A 19,956-nucleotide genomic window follows, 5' to 3' on the forward strand; every position below is an offset into this window, starting at 1 on the left:
GCTTGTTTGGGTATGATGAACCTTGAACGGCTTGAACCCGGATGTCGGGCTATGCACCCTTCGATGGAAACCACTTCTTAACTGCGAGCGTCCGGTAATTGAAAATCTCATTGAGCTGCCTTCGGACCACCAGGGCGTGCGCGGGTTCGCTTAGCCGTCCGCAAGGCAGCTTGTACGTGACGCGGTCCTCCAGTTCGACGCTGCCGGGACCGGCGTCGCGGAACCAATGCTCGTGGTGCCAGAGCGCATACGGTCCGATCCGCTGCTCGTCCGAGAAGTAGTGGCCCTCAGTGACGTGCGTGATTTCCGTCAGCCAGACCATCGGAATGCCCAACAACGGGCGCACCCGGTATTGGATCATCAGCCCCGCGTAGATGCGCTCCGGCAAGTCCGGCGTCACGATTTGGAAACCGAGCTTCGGCGGCGTGATCCGGGCGAGGTTGCGCGGATCGGAGAAAAATTGCCATGCCTCGTCGCGGGTAATGGCGAGCGCCTGTTTACGGTGCAGCACGTGGATGGGCATATGCGAGGGTTACGGACGAGGGCGGGGGATTGGGCGCACGGGGCGCACCGGAACCACCTTGCGCCCGTCCCGCCACGGGAGTCGCCCCGTCGTTGCTTGTGGCGAGCGGTGGATCATTGTTGACTCCGCACAGATTTTGAGTGTCGTTTCTCCGAAACGGTTCATTTGTCCGGAGCAAGTACTTATGTTCGAACTTCCAATTGTCCTGATGACCGTGCTGGCCGTCTCCTGCATCACCGCATTCCTCGTCTGGGTCCTTTCACGATCGCAAAGGTGAAAGTTCCTCTTGGGCCAAACGGCGCCTTCAAGATGTCGATGTCGCACTCGCTCCGAGAGGTGCCAGTCCCTGCCTCACATGCCGTTTGAGACCGGGCAAGCGGTGCCGGAGGCCGGATCAGGTCTGGAAGGCACGCCGGCGCTCCCGGTCAATCGTAACCTGTAAAGGGCGCTTCTCGATGGGCTCCGGAACCAGGTCGACCGGAGCGCCGAGGAGTTCGCATAATTGCCGCTCAAGAGCGGCGACCCGGAAAAGGTCCATTCGGGCCGCCGGTTCGAACTCCGCTGCCAATCGATGTCACTGTGTTCCGGCACGACACCGCCCGGGAGTGCGCGGCGGATGATGGCCCCGTGTGACCGAACTCCGAACTCTTTTCCCATTTCCCCGCCGTGGCCGCTGTGGCTCGCCGTGTTCGCCGTGTGAACTCTTACGTTGTGCCCGCCACACCGGCTGCGGCCGCCGTGTGACCGTGTGAACTCTTCGGTCGCGATAGTGTTTAGAAGTGGAACCAGGGATTCTCGCGCATTGACTGAACGCACTCGGTGAATGGCTGCGGTCGCGGCTCGATGCAAATCCACTGGTCGTTATGCCGGCGTGCCCAGAGGCTCCAGCGGTCCTGGTCGAAATATCCGAGCCGGGCAAACGCGTGCTCGAAAAATGGCGAAAGGGCGTTCGGACCGGGGCAGGCGAACTTTGCGTAAAATCGCAGGTACGATCCGCTAAAGGCCGCTCGGAAATCGACAACGTAGTTGAACGGGTAACCCTTTGGCGGCGGTTGGACGAACGTAGGCCGGTAAAACTCGGCGATAAACTTCCCGGCTTCTGCTACCCACCGATCCTTCTGCCACTTCTGCAGTTTGCATTTCGGGGGAATGCCTGTGAATGTCCAAATGTACCTCGACGGCATGGAGTTTCTCCGCTGGTTACGCTTAGCTCATTGGCCTGCCGCTGCCATAACTCTTTGCACGTTGCAGCCCAATGCAGGCTGCATTCTGTTGGCGTCCGCTCACTCGCACAGGCACGTACTCTTAACATGGGACACATCTCGAAAAGCATCGAAGTCAATGCCCCGCTTCAAACCGTGTACAACCAATGGACGCAGTTTGAAGAGTTTCCCAAATTTATGGAAGGGGTGGAAGAAGTGCGCCAGATTACGGATAAAAAGCTGTTTTGGCGCGCCAAAATTGGTGGCCATGTAAAAGAATGGCAGGCTGACATCATCAGCCAGGAACCCGACCAGCGGATCTCATGGCGCAGCGTGGAAGGTACCGAGAATTCCGGGACGGTTTCCTTCGAGCGTGTGGACGCGAATAAAACGCGCGTCACTCTGGAGCTGAATTATGAGCCGGAGGGTGCCGTCGAAAAGGTCGGTGACGCTCTCGGGGCGGCAGGCCGTCGCGTGGAAGGCGACCTCAAACGCTTCAAAGAATTCATCGAGCAACGCGGACAGGAAACCGGTGCTTACCGGCGTACTATCTGAGCGTTTCCGGAGCAGCGCCTCCGCCGGCGGGCCGGCGTCCCACCCTTGCGTGGGCGCCGTAGCCGCCAGTCCGATTTTTATGGACGACGAGCGCTTGCAGGCACCCGGCGTTTGCTTCGGCGGCGAATCCTTTCAGGAATGGATTTCTCACCTTGCTTACGCATTTTGGCGTCCGGATGCCTATCTCTGCTGGGGATAAATGCATGCGACGCAATGCTTCTGCCGCGGGTCACCGCCACGGCCGGCAACCCTCATCACTTCCGTGCGAACCTTTTTGGCCTCCCGGGGGACCTCAAACAACGTCAGGCGGCATTTTTGCGGCGTCTGCGTGCGGCAGATCCGCAACACCAGACGATCGAGCGCGCGGTGTTCAACCAACAAAACGAGCTAGGGTTGATCCTCAATCGCAGCGTCGAACTGGATAAGATCCCGGCCCTGATGCGTTCCGTCCTTACCCAGATGGCGCGCGCCTTTCCCGGCCAGGATTTAACCGTGCTCGCCTATACCCCTTCCAACCCGCCGCGCACGATCGGCACCGCCCGACTTAATGCGCGTACCCGCGACATGACTTACACGCCCGCCCGTTAAACGCTAAACGGGCGGTTTCGGTTCAATTTTGATCGATAATCCCCCTCTTACCACTTCTTACCATTATGCCAGGAACTGTTGATGATTTCATGAGCCGCTTCGGCGGCGAAGGCACGATCGATGATCAGCAAGCGCAGCAATATCACGATCGATTTGTCTCTAACAATCCCGACGACCAATCTTTCGATAGCCAAACCTACCACCAGAGCGCGACGGAATACCTCGGCAAGTTGCCGGATGACCAGTTTCAGCAGGCCGCACAGAATGCGTATAACCAGGCTGCGCCGCAGCAACGCCAGGGATTGCTTGGAGGCCTGCTCGGCGCGCTGGGTGGCCGTCAAGGAAACGTCGCCAGCCAACTCGGTCTCGGCACAACCGATCCCAGCCAGATGAGCGCGCAGGACGCCGCGCGGCTGATGGACTATGTGCGCCGGGAGCACCCGGACGTCATGCGCCAGACGGTTCAGGATCAACCTTGGTTCCTGAAGGCCATGGGGCACCCGGTACTTATGGGTGTCCTGGCGATGGCCGCTTCGAAACTCTTCAGCGGCCGGCGAGGGTAAGCTGGAAACGCCGCGGGTAAGTCTGCGTTTTGGACCGGTATAGCGCCATCGCGCTGGCGATGGCCGTGTGTTGCCGTCAGGCGTCGTTTCCGCAGTGTCCGCTAATCGGGGGCGGACACTGCTCGCCCGCGGCACGCGCCACCGTCTCTATCCGGCCGCCTTCCAGTTGTAGCTCCGGTACTCGGCCCGCGCGGTCCCGTCCGGGTAGAGGTCGAGGACCGTAAAGCCTTCGGGACAACCGTTCTGGCTTCCTTTCCACCAGTTACCGCAAATGGCGCCGCCCGTCAGGTACCGGACGCCGTCAACTTGGATTTCCTCCAGGTGATGCAAGTGACCCGCCAGAACGAGCTTCACGTCCGCCTTTGTCTCGACCAGGACGCGGTGCAGCTCCCGGGCGTTGGCCAGAACCAGGGAGGCCGGTGTTTCTAACCGTGTACCCACCACCTCGACGGCGCCGGTGATGCTCAGGCTGGGTAGAACCGATACGGGAGGAATGTGGGTGCAGATAACCGTCGGCGCCTGCGGATGCGCCTCCAGTTCACTGCGCAGAAACGAGAGCTCCTGGGCTCCAAACGCACCTATGTAGGAACCATCCGGCTCAGGGGTGACGTCGTCCACGATGATGAATCGCCATCCTCCCTTTTCGAAGGCATAGGAGAGGCGTTCCAGGCCGAGGCGCGACCGAAACAGCCCTTTGCCGAACCTCGGATCCTCACGATCGAGGGCCCGGTTTTTCGTGCCCGCCAAGTCGTGGTTGCCGAAAGCGAAAAACGTCGGCAGATCGGTGTGCGCGCGCCAGAGCGTCAGAAAACGATCCAGCAGACGTTCCGCCGACGGAAAATCCAGTTCTGGGGTTTCGTGGGTGAGGTCCCCGCCGAAAAGGATAAAATCCGGTTCCGGCCTGAGTTCCCTGACCGCTTCAAGGCAGGCTGCCAACCCTTGCTCGGAGCGCAGGGCGTCGTCCACCATCAGGTGCGCATCGGTGGCGAACAGGACGCGCAGCGCCGGCGCGCCGCCTGGCGTCGCGGTTTGCGCACCCGAACCTCTGAGGCCGGATGCCATTCCGCCGGCGATCAGGGCCGTACGGACGAGAAAACCGCGACGTGAAACTCGAAAGATTTTAGTGGGACTGCTCATGGGTGTAGTATGACTTCGCGGGCGATAATCGGAACCGGCCGCTCAGGCGGGTACGTATCCTCTGGCCGCAATTAGCGCATCGCAAAGGGCGTGCACCTCGGCGTCGACCTGCCCCGGGTCCAGCACCGTCCGGGCTACCTCTTGGCGTACCAGTTGGCCGTGCCTTCGCCGCATCCGGTAAATCAATGTCTTTACCGCCGGGAGCCCGACTCCAACGGCCTGGGCAGCCGCCTCGTAGGTTATCCCCGTCCGCTGCCCTTCATCGCCCAGAAAGCCCTGTAAAACCACGAAGGTCTCGGCTTTGCCGGCGGCTTCATACTCGAATCGAAGCTGCCTCGTTGCCCGACCCAATAACAGCAGCGCCCACTGCGCGTCATAGATCGTTTCGGGCGTGAGCCGATCGGCAGGTTCGCAGATGATCCGCCCTTCAGCATCTGCCCAGTCCAGCCGAATCCGCTCCGCTTGGCCGCCCCGCTTTTCCCGGCGTGCCCGGCGGGCTTCGGCCGCCATGAAATTTTGGAAAGCCGCCAGCAAAAACGACCGAAACCGGCCCTTGGACGGGTCCACCGTGGTGAGGCCGCGGCGGCCGATCAGGTGCTCAAAAAAGCCTTGGACGAAGTCCTGGGCGTCCTCGGGCGGGTGACCCCGGCGGCGGGCAAAGGCGTAGAGCGGCCGCCAGTAATGCGTGCACAACTCAGCCAATGCTTGCGGGCCGCCGGGTGCCTGACTTTGGGCGGCTTGCAACACCACGCTCCATTGGGTGGGCTCAAAGCGCCCGGGCGCCGGCGTAGCCGAACTCTGGTCAGGGTGCATGGCTGTAAGGTGGGGACTCTACCCGGCTCCACTCTAAAACCGGCTGCCTCTTCAGGAAAGTTAAACCCGCTCTGCGCACCCCTGTAACTTTGTCTCCCTGAAACCTTTAATTAGAGGAAATGATCACCGCCGCAGCCGTCGTTCGTACCCCAACTCTGTTGTCTTGCGCCGCAGTGCCGGTGCGTTCACCGCGCACCTCAATGATCCTGGCTGAACTGGCCCGGCAACGCCGCTGCAAATGCAGGCAGCGGCGGCTCAATCGCCACCAGCGCCGTCGTGCCTGGGCACGGCTGCGCGCATTCCTTGCCGCCTTGGGACAGCAGCCATTCGAACCAGTCCATGCCGGCGCGCCACCGGCGCCGCGGCTGCTGTTCGCCGGAAACACCCCACTGGTCTATTCCATCCACCGGTCTTGGTAGCGGAGATGTATCCACCGTCCGTCCATCACCCGCACCACGACTCCGGCACTCGGCAGTCGGCACTCGGCAGCCCTCCTCCGTTGCATTTCCTCAGGCTTCAGGGGCTTAACGTCGGCGACCGCTCAACAGATAGAGAGCCGCCCGCAACTACAACAGCGGATCCTGCGAAGGTTCGATGCTGTCCACGCGCGGAATCGGGTCGAAAATGATCCTCTTTTGTGCACGGGCGCTCTCCGGCTCCACCGCGGTAAGCACGAACCTGCCGATCGGGACCCGGCGCCGGTCCTCCGGCCAGTGAACCGTGGCGCCATCCACTACGTCGCCATCGTTGGCCACTTGCACAGCGATTTGGAAGCTGACCGGGCCTGTCCCTGTAGCCGGGTCTGTCCCTGTGGCCGGGCCTGTCCCTGTGGCCGGGCCTGTTCCTGTAGCCGGGCCTGTCCCTGTGGCCGGGTCTGTCCCTGTGGCCGGGCCTGTCCCTGTAGCCGGGTCTGTCCCTGTAGCCGGGTCTGTCCCTGTGACCGGGCCTGTCCCTATGCGCCGGACCAGTTCGTCGAAGAGAAAATTTCCATCCTGGTTCTTGGGCGTGACGTTGTCCACATACTCGACACCCGCCTCCGGGATGATCCGGTATCGTCCATAACGGCTGGTACCATCCCCATTGACAAAACGGAAGGCCGTCACTGCGAAATAGGCTTCCTTGGCAAAACTGGCCGGCGTGGGTTTAGGCGTTCGCACAAAGGTAAGGGCAGCCGGGTGGGCGGCCAGAAACTTCTCCACGGGTGAGGGCGACGGTTGGGCCGGATCACTCGCGGCCACCGCCCGCAGGAATTCGAGAAACTCCTGCCCGTTTCTGGTTGGAAACCCGCCCGTCGAGTGGCTCACGATGTCGGTGTGAACGTGCTCGGCCAGGTTGAAATGGATGGCTAAGCCACGCGGATTGGCGCCCGAATCGTTATCGGGCAGCAGCGGCAACCCGGTGGAGTTGGAAAATCGCACGGTGACAGGAGGTGCGGCGCCCGGCTGAGGGAGGGGGCTTCCACCGATGGGGTAAATGTCCCTGTGAGCATGATCCCTTTCGCGTGGACAGGGCGAAAACCGGGGTGAAGCCCGAAAATGGCGTCGAAGTGCGCGAGTACGTCCTGGCTTAGCGCGATCAGTTTCTCGTCGGTGGGCAGTGGCATGGTCTATAGGGTTTGAACGAGCCGTTCAGGTTTCCCGGCGCACAGAACGCAATGGCCTGCGAGAAAGGCTCGGCCGCTTACCGTACGCTCTTTTCGCGGCAGATCGAACCCCTGCGGCAAGTATAGTGGGCAGCCACCGTCCGCTTCGCAGCGAACTGAGAAAGAAGGCAACGGCGGCACCATTTCGAGCCGTCCGGTACCGCAACTGCAAGCAACGTTGATCGCTCGATGGCGAAGATTGCCGGCCGGTGCCCTGATCCCAGGTTCCTATAATAAAGAAGTCAGGAATTGATGTATGGAGCAAAATGACCAGGAACAAAAAGGCGGCGCCATGCCGTCGCGTCGCCAGTTCGTTGGTGGGATGACCGCCGGCTTGATAGGGGCACTCACCGTTCCGGCCCGGGCGGCCCAGCACGACGCAGGCTCGCCGGCTGGCCCGGCGCCGGCGCCCGAACCGCCCGCCCTCCAAAACCCGGTAACCGAGTATCCGAAGCCACCCTTCCAGCAGCAGCACCAGGATCCGCCCGGCTTAGCCGGCAAGATGATCCCGCGCCCGGATCACGGGGAGGAGAGTTACAAGGGAGCCGGGCGTCTACTGGGGCGCAAAGCACTCGTTACCGGAGGCGATTCGGGCATCGGCCGCGCCGCGGCGATCGCCTACGCGCGTGAGGGTGCGGATGTGGCCATCAACTACCTGCCGGTCGAAGAGCCTGACGCGCGCGAGGTGATTGAGTTGATTCGTGCCGAAGGCCGCAAAGCTGCGGCGCTGCCGGGCGACATTCGGGAAGAAGCCTTTTGCCAGCAGTTGGTCGACGCCGCCGTCCGCGAGCTCGGTGGCCTTGATATTCTGGTCAACAATGCCGCCAAACAGCACGCCGTTGACTCAATCCTCGAGCTGACGACCGAGCAGCTCGACGCGACTTTCAAAACCAACCTCTACGCCATGTTTTGGATCACCAAGGCCGCCGTGCCGCACCTGCAGCCGGGGGCGACGATCATCAATACCGCCTCCGTCCAGGCCTATGATCCTTCGGCCAACCTGCTGGATTATGCGCAAACCAAGGCGGCGATCGTGGCTTTTACCAAGGCGCTTGCGAAACAGTTGGCCGACAAGGGCATCCGGGTCAACGCGGTTGCACCTGGCCCGGTTTGGACTCCACTTCAGGTCAGCGGCGGCCAGCCGCAGAATAAGCTCGAAACATTCGGCGGCCAGACGCCGATGCTTCGCCCCGGCCAGCCGGCCGAGCTCGGGCCCGTCTATGTATTTCTGGCCTCGGCGGCCGCGAGCTACGCCACCGGGCAAGTGTACGGCGCAGCGGGCGGCAGTGGAAACCCGTAAAACGCCCTGAAATCTCCCGCTCTTTGAGGCCGGCGTGAGGAAAAGCCGGCCTTCGTCCGGGCAGGACGGTTAAGTTTGGCCAGCAACTCCCGTGTTTGGGAGCGCATTCCCAACGGATTGCGTCCCATCGGTGCGCCTCAAACGCCTGCCCGCCGCGCCCCCGCACGAGCGCCCGGCGTGCGGGGCGCCCCGCAATCGATTGGCCATCTCGGACGACCCGCAACCTTTGCGGCCGCTCCGCTGAGCGCACCGCTTCGACCGTTCCTCCGGCCCGAAGCCGGGCTGCCCTTCTCAACACGCCGGTAAAGCGCGGCACGCAAATGCCCGCCTACTCTCCGGCTGCCCCTGCGGGGCAAGGGCGATGCTGATGGCCCGCGCGCAGGGCCGGATTCCAGGAAACCCTTAAGGCGACAATTCGAAAACCGATAAACCAGTATATTCCGTAATTTTGATATTCGAAGCATTAACTAGAATAGAAAAGGAATGCAAATCCCGACCTCGGCTGGTTTTCGTCTCAAGAAGGATACTCTGAAAGTTCTCACCGAGCACGTGAATCGGTACCTCCGGGCTCACGGCCTGGTGAAAGGGCGTGCACGCCTTGCGTTGTTTAGCCTCACGCTCGTGTTCGGTCATGCCGCCTACGCGCAGTCCGAGGGCGATCTTAACAGCGCACTCGGGAGTTCTGGCTCGAGCTGGCTGACGCTCAGCTCACCTTCACTCACGTTATCGTCGCCGCTTTCCGTTCAAAACGGCGGGAGCGTGACGGTAAGCGGAACCGCCAATCAGCCGACCCTAAACGGGAACGGCACGTCGGGCTTCTTCGTGCAAAGCGGCCAGCTCACGCTTAGCAACCTGACGTTAACCAACTTCAGTACCGTTGGCGGAACCGGCAGCGGCGGCGGCGCCGGTCTGGGTGGCGCCCTTTTTGTGAACACTGGCGCCAGCGCCACCCTTAACGGCGTGAACTTCTACGCCAACACGGTAACGGGCGGCACCGGCGGGGTCGGGACGAAGGGTGGAAGTTTGAACAACCTTTTCAACAACGGCCCGAATAACGGCAGCGACGGTGCCAATGGGGCCGATGCCCCCACGAATTCGTCTTACAGCAACGGCGGCAACGGTTCAAACGGATGGCCCGGTGCGTCTGGAGGCAACGGGAATCCCGGAACGGGAGGAAACGGGGGAAACGGCGGCAAGGGCAGCGTGGGCACCGTGGCCTCCGCTGATACGGTGTTCGCCGCGGCCGAGATCGCTTTCCACACCGCACAGGCTGCGGTCGCCGATGCACAGGCGGCAGCAGCGACCGCAGAGGCCGCGGCTTCCGCGGCGGAAGCGGCCGGCCACGCCGATGAGGCTGCCGCAGACACCCTCGAGGCAGCCGATGACACGGCGGAAGCTACCGGGCTCACCGCGGAAGCGGCTGGAGAAGTGGGTGCCGAAGCGGAATTCACCGACGCGGCTGCGGCAACCGCCGCAGCCGTCGGGTCGGCGGCCGGGGCGGTGGAAGAGGGATTGAAGGCTGGAGAAGACGGGGATAAAGCCGTCGCGGAAGGAACGGATGCAGCTGCGGATGGCACGGAAGCAACGGAAGAGTCTGCGCAAGCGGCTAAATTTTCGCAGCAGGCGGCCAAGGAGACGGCCGAAGCGGAGGCGGGTGCCGCCTACCTGCTCGCCCTCACAGAGACTTCGGAATACAACGGCACGTCGGGCATCGGCGGATTGGGTGGAGACGGTGGACAAGGCGGTAACGGCAGCTTCGGCAATGGTGGCGGTAGGGGTGGATCCGGCGGCGACGGCGGCAACGCCGGCTCCCAGGTGGGGACAACCTATGCCGTTGGCGGGAATGGCGGTAACGGCGCTAACGCCGGCGCTGGCGGGTTCGGGGCTGGCGGTGGCGCTGGTGGAAATGGCGGCAAGGGCGGCCAGAACCCCGATGATAACGGTGACCATGGATCTGAGAACGGCACGGATGGCGTCGGCGGCAACGGCGGCTCAGCCGGTTTCGGCGGCGGCCAGGGGATGACCGGCCAAGGGTATCAATTTGCGTCCGGAGGCGGCGATGGAGGGTCCGGCTACGGTGGCGCGATCTTTGTTGCCGCTAACGGCACGCTCACGATCACAGGCACGGCCACCTTCGATGGGAACAATGCAGTCGGGGGAATAAGCGACAATGGCCAGAACGGAGGGAACGCTGGTCAGGCAGCCGGCACAGACCTGTTCATGATGACCGGCGCAAACGTTACGCTGGCGCCTGGGGCCGGTAATACGATCACGTTCAACGGCACCATTGCTGATGACAGCGCAAGTTCGATCGGGGGCACCTCAATCCCGGTCGGTTCCGGCGCGGGCATCACGATCGCCGACGGGGGTACCGTCATTTTCAACGGGCAGGACACTTACAGCGGCCAAACTAAAATCGAGGGCGGTGCCTTGCAGGCTCAGGACGGCACCGGACTGCCGTCGAACAGCAATCTCAACTTGGCGGGAGGCGTCTTTCAGAGCAGCGGCACGTTCACCCGGTTTCTGGGCACGAACAGTAATCGTGTCCAGTGGACCAATTCAGGAGGCTTCGCCGCAGTCGACGGCGGTTTGACCGTGAGGCTGAACGCCGGTCAGACTCTTACGTGGGGAAGTGGGTCGTTCGTGCCGAAAGGCGACGCTCTGCTTTTCGGTTCGGAAAGCGCGACCGATAACGTTTTATTCAAGAACAATCTCGATCTGGGCGGGCAGAACGAGTCGATTCTGGTTACGGCGAACAGCGACAATAGTGATACCGCCACGATTTACGGAGTGATCTCCGATGGCAGCCTCACCGTTAACGATTCGAATCATACCGGCACCCTGATCCTCACGGGCGCCAATACTTACACCGGCGGCACGACCATCAATAACGGCACGCTGGTACTCGGAAAAGGCGGCAGCCTCGCCGCAACGGGGGCGGTCGTCGACAACGGTACCTTCGACATTTCCCAAAGCGCTAACCAGACCATTGGTGACCTGAGCGGTTCAGGTACGGTCGATCTCGGGGCTCACAAACTGACGGCCGGGACGGCTAACTCGACGACCTTTTCGGGCACCCTCGTCGATGGGGGACTCGGGGGTGGTACCGGCGGCAGCCTGGTCAAGCAAGGGACAGGCACGCTGACCCTCACGGGCGCCAATACCTTCACGGGTGGCACGACGGTCAGCGCCGGCACGCTCGCGCTGTCGGGTAGCGGCAGTTTGGCCGCCACCGGCGCGGTGGTCGACAACGCCACCTTCGACATTTCTCAGGGCGGCAACCAGACCATCGGCGACCTGAGCGGTTCGGGCACGGTTAACCTTGGCGGCCAGCAACTGACCGAAGGCACCGCCAGCAACACCAATTTTAGCGGCACGATCCAGGACGGCGGCTTGGGGGGCGGCACCGGCGGCAGCCTGGTCAAGCAAGGGACAGGCACGCTGACCCTCACGGGCGCTAATACCTACACGGGCGGCACAACGGTCAATGCTGGGACCGTCGCCCTGTCGGGTAGCGGTAGTTTGGCCGCCACCGGCGCGGTGATCGACCACGCCACCTTTGATATTTCGCAAGGCGGCAACCAGACCATCGGCGACCTGAGCGGTTCAGGCACCGTCAAGCTGGGCGGCCGGCAGTTGACCGAGGGCACCCCCAACTCGACGGCGTTCACCGGCACGATCCAGGACGGCGGGCTGGGGGGCGGCACCGGCGGCAGCCTGGTTAAGCAGGGCAGCGGCGCACTGGTGCTGGCCGGCGCAAACTCCTACACGGGTGGGACCACCATCAGCGCCGGCGCGCTCATCCTGGCGGGTGGCGGCAGTCTGGCTGCCACGGGCGCAGTCGTTGACAACGCCACCTTTGATATTTCAGGGGGCGGCAACCAGACCATCGGCGACCTGAGCGGTTCGGGCACCGTTCAACTCGGCGGGCAGCAACTGACCGAGGGCACCGCCAATTCGACGGCGTTCACCGGCACGATCCAGGACGGCGGGATTGCGGGCGGCACCGGCGGCAGCCTGGTCAAGCAAGGGGCGGGCACGCTGACCCTCACGGCCGCCAATTCCTACACGGGCGGCACCACGATCAGCGCCGGTGCGCTCGTCGTGACCGGCGGCAGTTTGGCTGCCGCGGGCGCAGTCGTTGACAATGCCGTCCTTGATATTTCCGGGAGCGCAAACCAGACCATCGGCGACCTGAGTGGCTCGGGCACCGTCAAACTGGGCGGCCGGCAGTTGACGACCGGCACAGTCAACTCGACGACCTTTTCGGGCAGCCTGGTTGATGGGGGATCGCGGGCGGCAGCGGCGGCAGCCTGGTCAAGCAAGGCGCGGGCACGCTGACCCTCACTGGGGCCAACACTTACACCGGCGGCACGACGATCAACGCCGGCACCCTCGCCCTGGCGGGTGGCGGCAAGCTGACCGCGACCGGCGCGGTGGTCGCCAACGGGACCTTCGACATCTCGCAGGGCGGCAATCAGACCATCGGTGACCTGAGCGGTTCGGGCACGGTGAAATTAGGCAGCCGGCAGTTAAGCGTCGGCACGGCTAACTCGACGACCTTTTCGGGCAGCCTTGCCGACGGGGGGATCGCGGGCGGCGTCGGCGGCAGCCTGGTGAAGCAAGGCACCGGCACGTTAACCCTGCTCGGTACGAACACCTACACCGGCGGCACGACCATCCTGGCCGGAAAAATCGTGCTCGGCCCAGGCGCCAGCCTCGCTCCGGCCGGGCCAGTCATCGATGACGGCACGCTCGACATCTCCCAAAGCGGTAACCAGATCATCGGTCCGTTGAGCGGTTCGGGCACGCTGGACCTCGGCGGTAGCGTTTTAACGGTCAACACCTCGGTGAGCACGACCTTCACCGGGACGATCGAGAGTAACGGCACTACCGGGGGCCTGATAACCGCGGGTACCGGCACGCTTACCCTCACAGGTTACAGCTCCTACGTGGGCCCGTCTGTTCTCGGCGACGGTACTTTGGTGATCGGTCACTCCAATGCCCTGGGCACTGGGCCCATCGTTGTCGCCGGTGCGGGCACCCTGACCACTCAGGGTGGCAACTACACATTGCCGAACGCAATTGACCTTGTGCCGACGCTCACTTTGGACGTGAATTCAGGCGCGTTGACCCTGAGCGGCCACATCTTCGGCGGTCCTCATGAAGGACTCCTGAAAACCGGGGCTGGTGATTTGACGATTACCGGGAACAACGCCTACGTCGGCAATACCATGCTGGGCGATGGGTCCAAACCCGGCGGGACGTTGACGGTGGGCAGTAACACCGCACTCGGCGATTCGAGCAATCCGGATAACGCCATCCTGCAGGTTGCGACGAACTCACACGCGACGTTGACGACGACCGGTTCGCAGCCGCTCGCGCTTGCGGACGCCGTCCAGCTCAACAACTCGGATCCGGGCTCCAACCTGACCATCCTGACGGGCGGATCTAACGTGCCGGATCTGGCGCTTACGGGGACCGTCAGTGGCGTCGGCGGTATTACCAAAGCAGGAGAGGGGACGCTTACGCTTTCCGGAAACAACACCTATGAAGGCGGAACGAACGTCAGCGGCGGGACGCTCGCCGTGGACAACCCTCACGCCCTCGGCACCGGTGCGGTCGTAAACTCCGGCACGCTCCAGACCGGCGGCTCCAATCACCTCATCGCAATTGCGTCCGGCTTCACCCAGACCTCGAGCGGGTTGCTGAATCTCAACGTGGTTAACTCCGGGAAGTTGTCTCCGGCCCCTTACGTTGCCGGTGCTCCGGTCCTGAACTACGACGCGGTCCTCGTTGCCGGGACGGCAAATGTGGCCGGCAGCAAGGTATTCTTAAGCTTCCGGAACCTCGGTTTGGCGCTCCCCAGCCAGGGTCAGCGTTACACGGTTCTCACCTCGCTCAGCGGACCAGTCGTCGGCCGGTTCGACGGCAGCAACGGGTATACCGACGCGGCAACGTTCAACCCGGCGTTCAAAGCGGCTGCCGCGTACGACGATAATGGCAATGACGCGGTCACCCTGACCATGCTGCTGCCGTTTACCTCCCTCGACCGCCTGACGGCGAACGAACAGGCAGTCGCCCGGTACATCGACGCGTACGACACAACCTATACCACCGGTGATTTTGCGGATAACATCGTCGCCGGTCTTAACCTCGAGACCTACAATAAGCCCGGTGCATTGGCTTCCGCGCTGAACGAGCTGTCACCGCAACGGCTTCAGGTCCTTTCCACGATCGCCTTTGACAACTTCACATTCTCCGCGCAGCAGCTCGCGGATCATCTGGCGAACTTGCGCGACGGCATCTCCGGCTTGGATACCTCGGGCCTGGTCATGATGGATGCCTCACTGGCGCCAAGCCTCGCACGAATCAAGAATCACCTGTTGGCCGCTCCGCTGGAATCCGATGAGCTGCAGGAGACCGGTATCGGCGGCATCCAGGATTCAACGGTGCCGGCTGCGATCGTGACGCCTAACCGCTGGGGCGCATTTATCGACGGTGACGTGATCCTGGCCGACTTCAGCCACAACCAGAACGTACCGCAGGCAGATTACACCGCGGGTGGCGTCATGGCCGGTGTCGATTACCGGTTGACTGATCACCTGACCATCGGTGCGCTCTTTAACTACATCCATTCGGAGGCATCGCTCGACGGCGAGGGCAGCCGCGCCTCGATCGACAGCTATCAGGGCGGCCTGTACGGAGCGTACGCGCAACACGGTTGGTACGCCAATGCGCTCGCTACCTACGGATTCAATGACGATTCCACCAGCCGCAGGATCAGATTCGCCGGTGTGGACCGGACGGCCGCCGCGGACCCGAGCGGCAACCAGTACGCGGGCGATATCGCCGGCGGCTATGAGTTCCACCTCGGCCGGCTCGCGATCGGGCCGAATCTCGGTCTCGATTACGTGCACTGGGATTTGGATCGCTTCACCGAAAGCGGCGCCGGCGTGGCCAGCCTTGACATCAGAAAGCAGAGCGCTGACTCGCTACGCTCGAAGGTTGGTCTCACGGCGCGGTACCAGTGCCGGCTCGGATGGATCGCGGTTACCCCGCACTTCAGCGCCTACTGGCAACACGAGTACCTCGACGACAGCCGGGATATCTCGAGTTCCTTCAGCCAGCCGGGCATCGGCACCTTCACAGTGCAAACGACCGTACCGGGCCGGGATAGTGCCTTGCTGGACGGAGGAATCGACGCTGACCTCACCAAGAACGTGCTCCTCTACGCGGATACCCAAGGGCAAATCGGCTCCGGCAACGCAATCGCCGGGTCGATTCAACTCGGGCTCAGAATCGCCTTCTAAGCCGGCGCGGATCTGAACGAATCTCACCGCATTGTCCCGCCGGGCAGACATCTGTCCGGCGGGACCTTTGTTTTCTACCGGAAGGGCCATCCGGCAAGGGTATCCTGACCGGAGGCAAACGGCGGCCGCAGGTACGGGACGACAAAATACCCTTAACCCCGGCCGGCACGATTCTTTTGACGCTTACGCGCACTTCGTCGATCGTAACCCTGCCTCCGCGTCGTAACGCTCTCGAGCAAACCACCGGACGCCTTAAAGTCCTGGCTTGGTTGAGCCACGATAACATGCTTATGCCCGTGGACGTCCTTTCAGTAAACAACCTCCGTAAGCAATACGGCCACAGCACTGCCGTCGACGGAATCTCCTTTAGCGTCGGCACTCGGGAAATCGTTGGGCTTTTGGGGCCAAACGGGGCGGGTAAAACCACGACCATCAATATGGTCCTGGGCGTGCTCTCGCCCAGTTCGGGTACCATCCGCATCGACGGTGTCGACCTCACTACACGTCGTTCCCGGGCGCTGCAGCGTACGAATTTTGCGGCCACTTATGCGCCGCTGCCCGGCAATCTGACCGTGGTGCAGAACCTTCGCTTTTTCGGACTTCTTTACGGGATGCGAGATCTATCCGAACGCATCGCGACCGTGTTGGAGCAATTCAAACTTGAGCCGTTCCGGGATGTAAAGTGCGGGGTGCTGTCCTCCGGAGAGCAAGCGCGCGCGGGCCTGGCTAAAGCCCTGCTCAGCCGGCCGAACCTTTTGTTGCTGGATGAGCCGACCGCCTCCCTCGATCCGGCGACTGCCCGGGAACTGCGCGCTGAGATTCGGGCATTTACCATGCAGGGCAGCAGCGGGATTCTGTGGACCTCGCACAACATGTACGAAGTCGAAGAGGTGTGCGACCGGGTGCTCTTCCTTTCCCGCGGCCGGATCTTGCTGGAAGGTGACCCCAAGGCGCTGCCCGGTGAGTTCGGCAAAGCGAGCCTGGAAGAATTGTTCATCGCCGTGGCCCGCGAGCCGCTGGCGCTTGAGCTCGAATAAGCCGATGGTGCAATTTAATCGTGTCGCCGCGATCGTGCTGCGGCAGGTTTACCTGCTGCGTGGCAGCCCCGCACGCATTTTGCCGCTTTTCGTTTGGGTGGCAATCGACGTCGTGCTTTGGGGCTTCATTACCCGCTACCTTAATGCCGTCGCCTCTGCCGGGTTCAACTTCGTGCCGGCACTGCTGGGGGCGGTGCTAATGTGGGACTTTTTTGGCCGGGTCATGTACGGGGTGACCACGGCCTTTTTCGAGGACGTCTGGTCCCGCAATTTCCTCAACCTGTTTGCCACGCCGCTGTCGATCCTCGAGTACCTCAGCGGCTTGGTGCTCACCAGCATTGCCACCAGTTCGATCGGGCTCGTGGCAATGCTGCTCCTGGCAGGCAGCGCCTTCGGCTTGTCCTTCTTCGTTTACGGCCTGCTGTTCATCCCGTTCCTCCTGGTCCTGTTTCTGTTCGGCATCGCCTTGGGAATTTTCGGCAGCGCCGTGGTGCTGCGGCTCGGGCCGTCCGCCGAATGGTTTATCTGGCCCATTCCCGCCTTGCTCTCTCCTTTCGCCGGGGTCTTTTACCCGATTTCGACCCTCCCTGCGTGGATGCGAGGGGTGTCCGCGGCATTGCCGCCTTCATACGTATTTGAGGCCATGCGGGCCATCCTTTCAGGCGGGGCGGTGTCCGGGGCCAAGCTGGCGTTCGGTGCCGGGCTGGCCGTCATCTACATCGTCGGCGCGTGCTGGTTCTTTACGCGCATTTATCGGCGGGCGGTCCGCACCGGCCTGTTGGTCCGCTACAGCGCCGAGACGTTGAGCTGAAAGGCTTCGAAATGGAAGAAACGGAAAACTGCTCTCGAGCGCACTTGCCTGATTACATAAGAAAGTCGGTCAACGCTGCGGTTACGGTATTGCCCCCTTCGTGCTGTAACCAGTGGCCAATGGTATCAAACGAACGCATGCTTCCGGAGTCGCACAGGCCCAGACTTGCTTCAGCCAGGCCGCTCTCAAGCGCCGGATCCTGAGTGCCCCAAAGTACCAGCGCCGGCACGCGCACCCGCTCCGGGATTCTCCACTTTCGCGGCAGCGCGCGGTACCAGTTCAGCATGGCCGTCAGCGCTCCCGGTTGCGACCACGCCTGACGGTAAATCGCGAAATCTCCTGCGCGGAACGCGGCGAGGCGGCTGGTGCGTCTCAGCATGGTTCTCAAGGCGCGGAAATTCCGTGCGCTCAACGCCACTTCGGGAAGCCAAGGCAGCTGAAAAAATGCGATGTACGAGCTGCGCAGGGCTTGCATGGGTGACCGGAACAGGTATGGCCCAAGCACACCCGGATGCGGTGCGTTAAGGATCGCCACCCGCTCTACCCGCTCCGCGAAGCGTGCCGCTGCCCACCAGGCGACGACTCCGCCCCAATCGTGACCGGCTAATCGAAAGCGGCGCACCCCGAGCGCCTCGGCCAGGGCGATCACGTCGGCGGCGAGCAGATCGAGTTGATACGCATGTACGCCGCGGGGTTTGTCGCTGGTGCCGTAACCCCGCTGATCCACAGCCACCACCCGCAAGCCCGCCCGCGCCAGGGGCGCGATCTGCCGGCGCCAGCCCCACCAGCATTCCGGAAAGCCGTGCAGCAACAGGGTTACCGGTCCGTGCTGCGGCCCAGCCTCCACGCAGTGCAGCCGCAGACGCCCGGCCTGTCGCATGGTATGTTCGAGATCCACTCCCTCCAGGACCGTCGGCCCGTAACTTCCCGCGTGACTCGTTTCCATTAGTGTGCCTTCGCTGTTTCCGAGGAGCTCGGCTGCGCACGAAAATCAGGCGCGAGCCTCCCGTGTATCCCGAGCCTACGCTTCGTTCGCACGGGCCGGCTGCTCTTGTACGGTTCCCGCTTTGTTAGATTGATCCTGAAGTCGTCGGGGAAAACGGTCCACGGCAAACTAACTTTTTTCTGGTTATCGCCTGCAGGCCGGCCAGCACCTTCCCGACCCCGCTCCGGCATAGGGTGCAGGCGACAGGCAAAAGGCACCCGGCGAGAAGAACCTCTCGGAAACGCCTTCGCGCCGGTTGGCGCTGGAATCGCTCGAACCAGGTGCCGGACACCACGAGTGCGACCTGTCCCTGTCAATCGGGTCTGTCCCCGTTAGACCGTCAAACGGGTCTGTCCCCATTAGGTCCCATCGCGCCTGTCCCCGTTGGCGCGTCATTGCGACCTGTCCCCATAGCGCACCTCGAAACGCTGATGAGGGGTGACGACTCCTCGCCGCAGACGCCGGGGCACGCTTACCTTAGCGCCAGTGGGACCCGTCCCCGTGGCCGCTAAGGTAAAGATCGAGGGGCGACTGACCCCTCCCGCGTCTGAGCCGGCCGATAAAAGGGGCAAGCGGGTATGCAAAATTAACGTCGCATGACAGATGCGAATGAGCGTTCCTAAAGCGGTTGTGCCCGCGATGGGAGCGGCATCAATATTGCCCGTTCACTTGACGACGGAGCCCGAATAGGTCACGCGTTTTCCGAATGGCGGGACAGTAAACCCGGCAAAACTGGCCCCCGCCCTTGTGAGGAAAAGGCAGCGATGACCGCTTCCCCGGCAGCACCCCGGCATGGAAAGAAACAAGCACCCGCCTACGCCGTCTCCGCTTGCCCGAGGCGGCGGACAAAGGCGCAGCGGCCATTTCGGTAGTGGCCGTGTCGGTGACCGCTGCACCCTCCGCATCCAGGGCGTAATGGGCCAGGTTAACATCCGCCGCTTTACGGAGAGACAGGCGCGAAGAGCGGGCCCACCCCTCATATGGGTTCAGAGAGCTTCGACGCTGCCTACAGCCGCACGAACTGTCGGCAAGGTGCGCCAAGCCCCTTTTTGCTGCAGCCCGGAGGGCGTACGGCTTGAGGTTGGTTGCTCAGTCACCATTTCACCGCCGCACCCGTCCAAAACCGCTCGGACCCCCAGCTTCGAGCGTTAACTGTCCAAGCTACTTGTCCGCCTCAGCCCGGGGCGGCGCGCGCCGGCACGGCCCGGCCCCGCCAGCACACAAACCACTCCGCCCCGCCCCCTTCGGCCGCCCCCGCCGACTCAGCGCCCGGCCCGGGCGGCTGGCCCGGGCCCCGCCAGAAGCTCAACTGTTCTTCGACAAAGCGGCGGCTGCCCAGTACCAGCCCGTTGGTCAGAAAGCGCAGCCGGCAGCCCAGGCTCACCCCGGCCGGCAACGCCCCTTTTTCCTGCTCGACCACCCGGCGGGCCACCTCGGGCTCTATCACCGCCTGCTCCGGCTTAGCAGCCACCACCCCGGCCCGAAAC

16 protein-coding genes and 2 pseudogenes are annotated in these 19,956 nt (G+C 62.8%); 9 read left to right on the forward strand and 9 right to left on the reverse strand.

Annotation, left to right across the window (positions count from 1 at the left end; translation table 11 throughout):
- Positions 1–49 precede the first annotated feature (49 nt).
- The 3 genes from JO015_09290 to JO015_09300 form a co-directional block, all read right to left on the reverse strand.
- A complete protein-coding gene (locus JO015_09290; GenBank protein ID MBV9999295.1) occupies positions 50–523 on the reverse strand; it encodes an SRPBCC family protein in 474 nt (157 codons plus the stop codon).
- A 394-nt stretch (positions 524–917) separates the two neighbouring features.
- A complete protein-coding gene (locus tag JO015_09295; protein ID MBV9999296.1) occupies positions 918–1,061 on the reverse strand; it encodes a hypothetical protein in 144 nt (47 codons plus the stop codon).
- Between the two features lie 235 nt (positions 1,062–1,296).
- On the reverse strand, positions 1,297–1,707 hold the full coding sequence (locus JO015_09300; protein ID MBV9999297.1) for a hypothetical protein: 411 nt from the start codon (positions 1,705–1,707) through the stop codon (positions 1,297–1,299).
- Between the two features lie 126 nt (positions 1,708–1,833).
- Between JO015_09300 and JO015_09305 the strand changes: the two genes are divergently transcribed.
- The 3 genes from JO015_09305 (at position 1,834) to JO015_09315 (ending at position 3,431) form a co-directional block, all read left to right on the forward strand.
- Entirely contained in the window at positions 1,834–2,280 is a 447-nt protein-coding gene (locus JO015_09305; protein ID MBV9999298.1) for an SRPBCC family protein, read from the forward strand.
- A gap of 213 nt (positions 2,281–2,493) precedes the next feature.
- Positions 2,494–2,868, forward strand: coding sequence for a hypothetical protein (locus JO015_09310; protein ID MBV9999299.1), 375 nt, complete (start codon positions 2,494–2,496; stop codon positions 2,866–2,868).
- A gap of 65 nt (positions 2,869–2,933) precedes the next feature.
- Complete coding sequence (locus tag JO015_09315) at positions 2,934–3,431, forward strand: hypothetical protein (protein MBV9999300.1); 498 nt, start codon at positions 2,934–2,936, stop codon at positions 3,429–3,431.
- Between the two features lie 147 nt (positions 3,432–3,578).
- On the opposite strand, the gene JO015_09320 is transcribed toward JO015_09315, so the two are convergent.
- The 4 genes and pseudogenes from JO015_09320 to JO015_09335 all read right to left on the reverse strand — a co-directional run bounded on the left by JO015_09320 (position 3,579) and on the right by JO015_09335 (position 6,984).
- A complete protein-coding gene (locus JO015_09320) occupies positions 3,579–4,568 on the reverse strand; it encodes a metallophosphoesterase (protein MBV9999301.1) in 990 nt (329 codons plus the stop codon).
- Positions 4,569–4,610: 42 nt separating this feature from the next.
- On the reverse strand, positions 4,611–5,381 hold the full coding sequence (locus tag JO015_09325) for a hypothetical protein (GenBank protein MBV9999302.1): 771 nt from the start codon (positions 5,379–5,381) through the stop codon (positions 4,611–4,613).
- A 197-nt stretch (positions 5,382–5,578) separates the two neighbouring features.
- Positions 5,579–5,788: a hypothetical protein gene (locus JO015_09330; GenBank protein MBV9999303.1), complete on the reverse strand. Its 210-nt coding sequence runs from the start codon at positions 5,786–5,788 to the stop codon at positions 5,579–5,581.
- Between the two features lie 159 nt (positions 5,789–5,947).
- Positions 5,948–6,984, reverse strand: a pseudogene (locus tag JO015_09335) (catalase family peroxidase).
- A gap of 295 nt (positions 6,985–7,279) precedes the next feature.
- Here JO015_09335 and JO015_09340 point away from each other — a divergent pair.
- From JO015_09340 to JO015_09365, 6 genes and pseudogenes are all read left to right on the forward strand, one after another.
- A complete protein-coding gene (locus JO015_09340; GenBank protein ID MBV9999304.1) occupies positions 7,280–8,323 on the forward strand; it encodes an SDR family oxidoreductase in 1,044 nt (347 codons plus the stop codon).
- A gap of 483 nt (positions 8,324–8,806) precedes the next feature.
- Positions 8,807–12,664, forward strand: coding sequence for an autotransporter-associated beta strand repeat-containing protein (locus JO015_09345; GenBank protein ID MBV9999305.1), 3,858 nt, complete (start codon positions 8,807–8,809; stop codon positions 12,662–12,664).
- A pseudogene (locus JO015_09350) lies at positions 12,613–12,726 on the forward strand (autotransporter-associated beta strand repeat-containing protein). The gene JO015_09345 and the pseudogene JO015_09350 overlap by 52 nt, the downstream one beginning before the upstream one ends.
- A 33-nt stretch (positions 12,727–12,759) precedes the next feature.
- Positions 12,760–15,636: an autotransporter domain-containing protein gene (locus tag JO015_09355; GenBank protein MBV9999306.1), complete on the forward strand. Its 2,877-nt coding sequence runs from the start codon at positions 12,760–12,762 to the stop codon at positions 15,634–15,636.
- Between the two features lie 284 nt (positions 15,637–15,920).
- The gene (locus JO015_09360) at positions 15,921–16,673 is read left to right on the forward strand and encodes an ABC transporter ATP-binding protein (GenBank protein ID MBV9999307.1); all 753 of its coding nucleotides are present in this window, start codon (positions 15,921–15,923) and stop codon (positions 16,671–16,673) included.
- A gap of 7 nt (positions 16,674–16,680) precedes the next feature.
- A complete protein-coding gene (locus JO015_09365) occupies positions 16,681–17,484 on the forward strand; it encodes an ABC transporter permease (GenBank protein ID MBV9999308.1) in 804 nt (267 codons plus the stop codon).
- A 52-nt stretch (positions 17,485–17,536) separates the two neighbouring features.
- On the opposite strand, the gene JO015_09370 is transcribed toward JO015_09365, so the two are convergent.
- Both JO015_09370 and JO015_09375 read right to left on the reverse strand, forming a co-directional pair.
- The gene (locus JO015_09370) at positions 17,537–18,364 is read right to left on the reverse strand and encodes an alpha/beta hydrolase (GenBank protein MBV9999309.1); all 828 of its coding nucleotides are present in this window, start codon (positions 18,362–18,364) and stop codon (positions 17,537–17,539) included.
- 1,279 nt (positions 18,365–19,643) lie between these two features.
- Positions 19,644–19,916, reverse strand: coding sequence for a hypothetical protein (locus JO015_09375; protein ID MBV9999310.1), 273 nt, complete (start codon positions 19,914–19,916; stop codon positions 19,644–19,646).
- Positions 19,917–19,956 lie beyond the last annotated feature (40 nt).

It is taken from the genome of Verrucomicrobiota bacterium, from assembly GCA_019247695.1.
GTDB lineage: Bacteria > Verrucomicrobiota > Verrucomicrobiia > Chthoniobacterales > JAFAMB01 > JAFBAP01.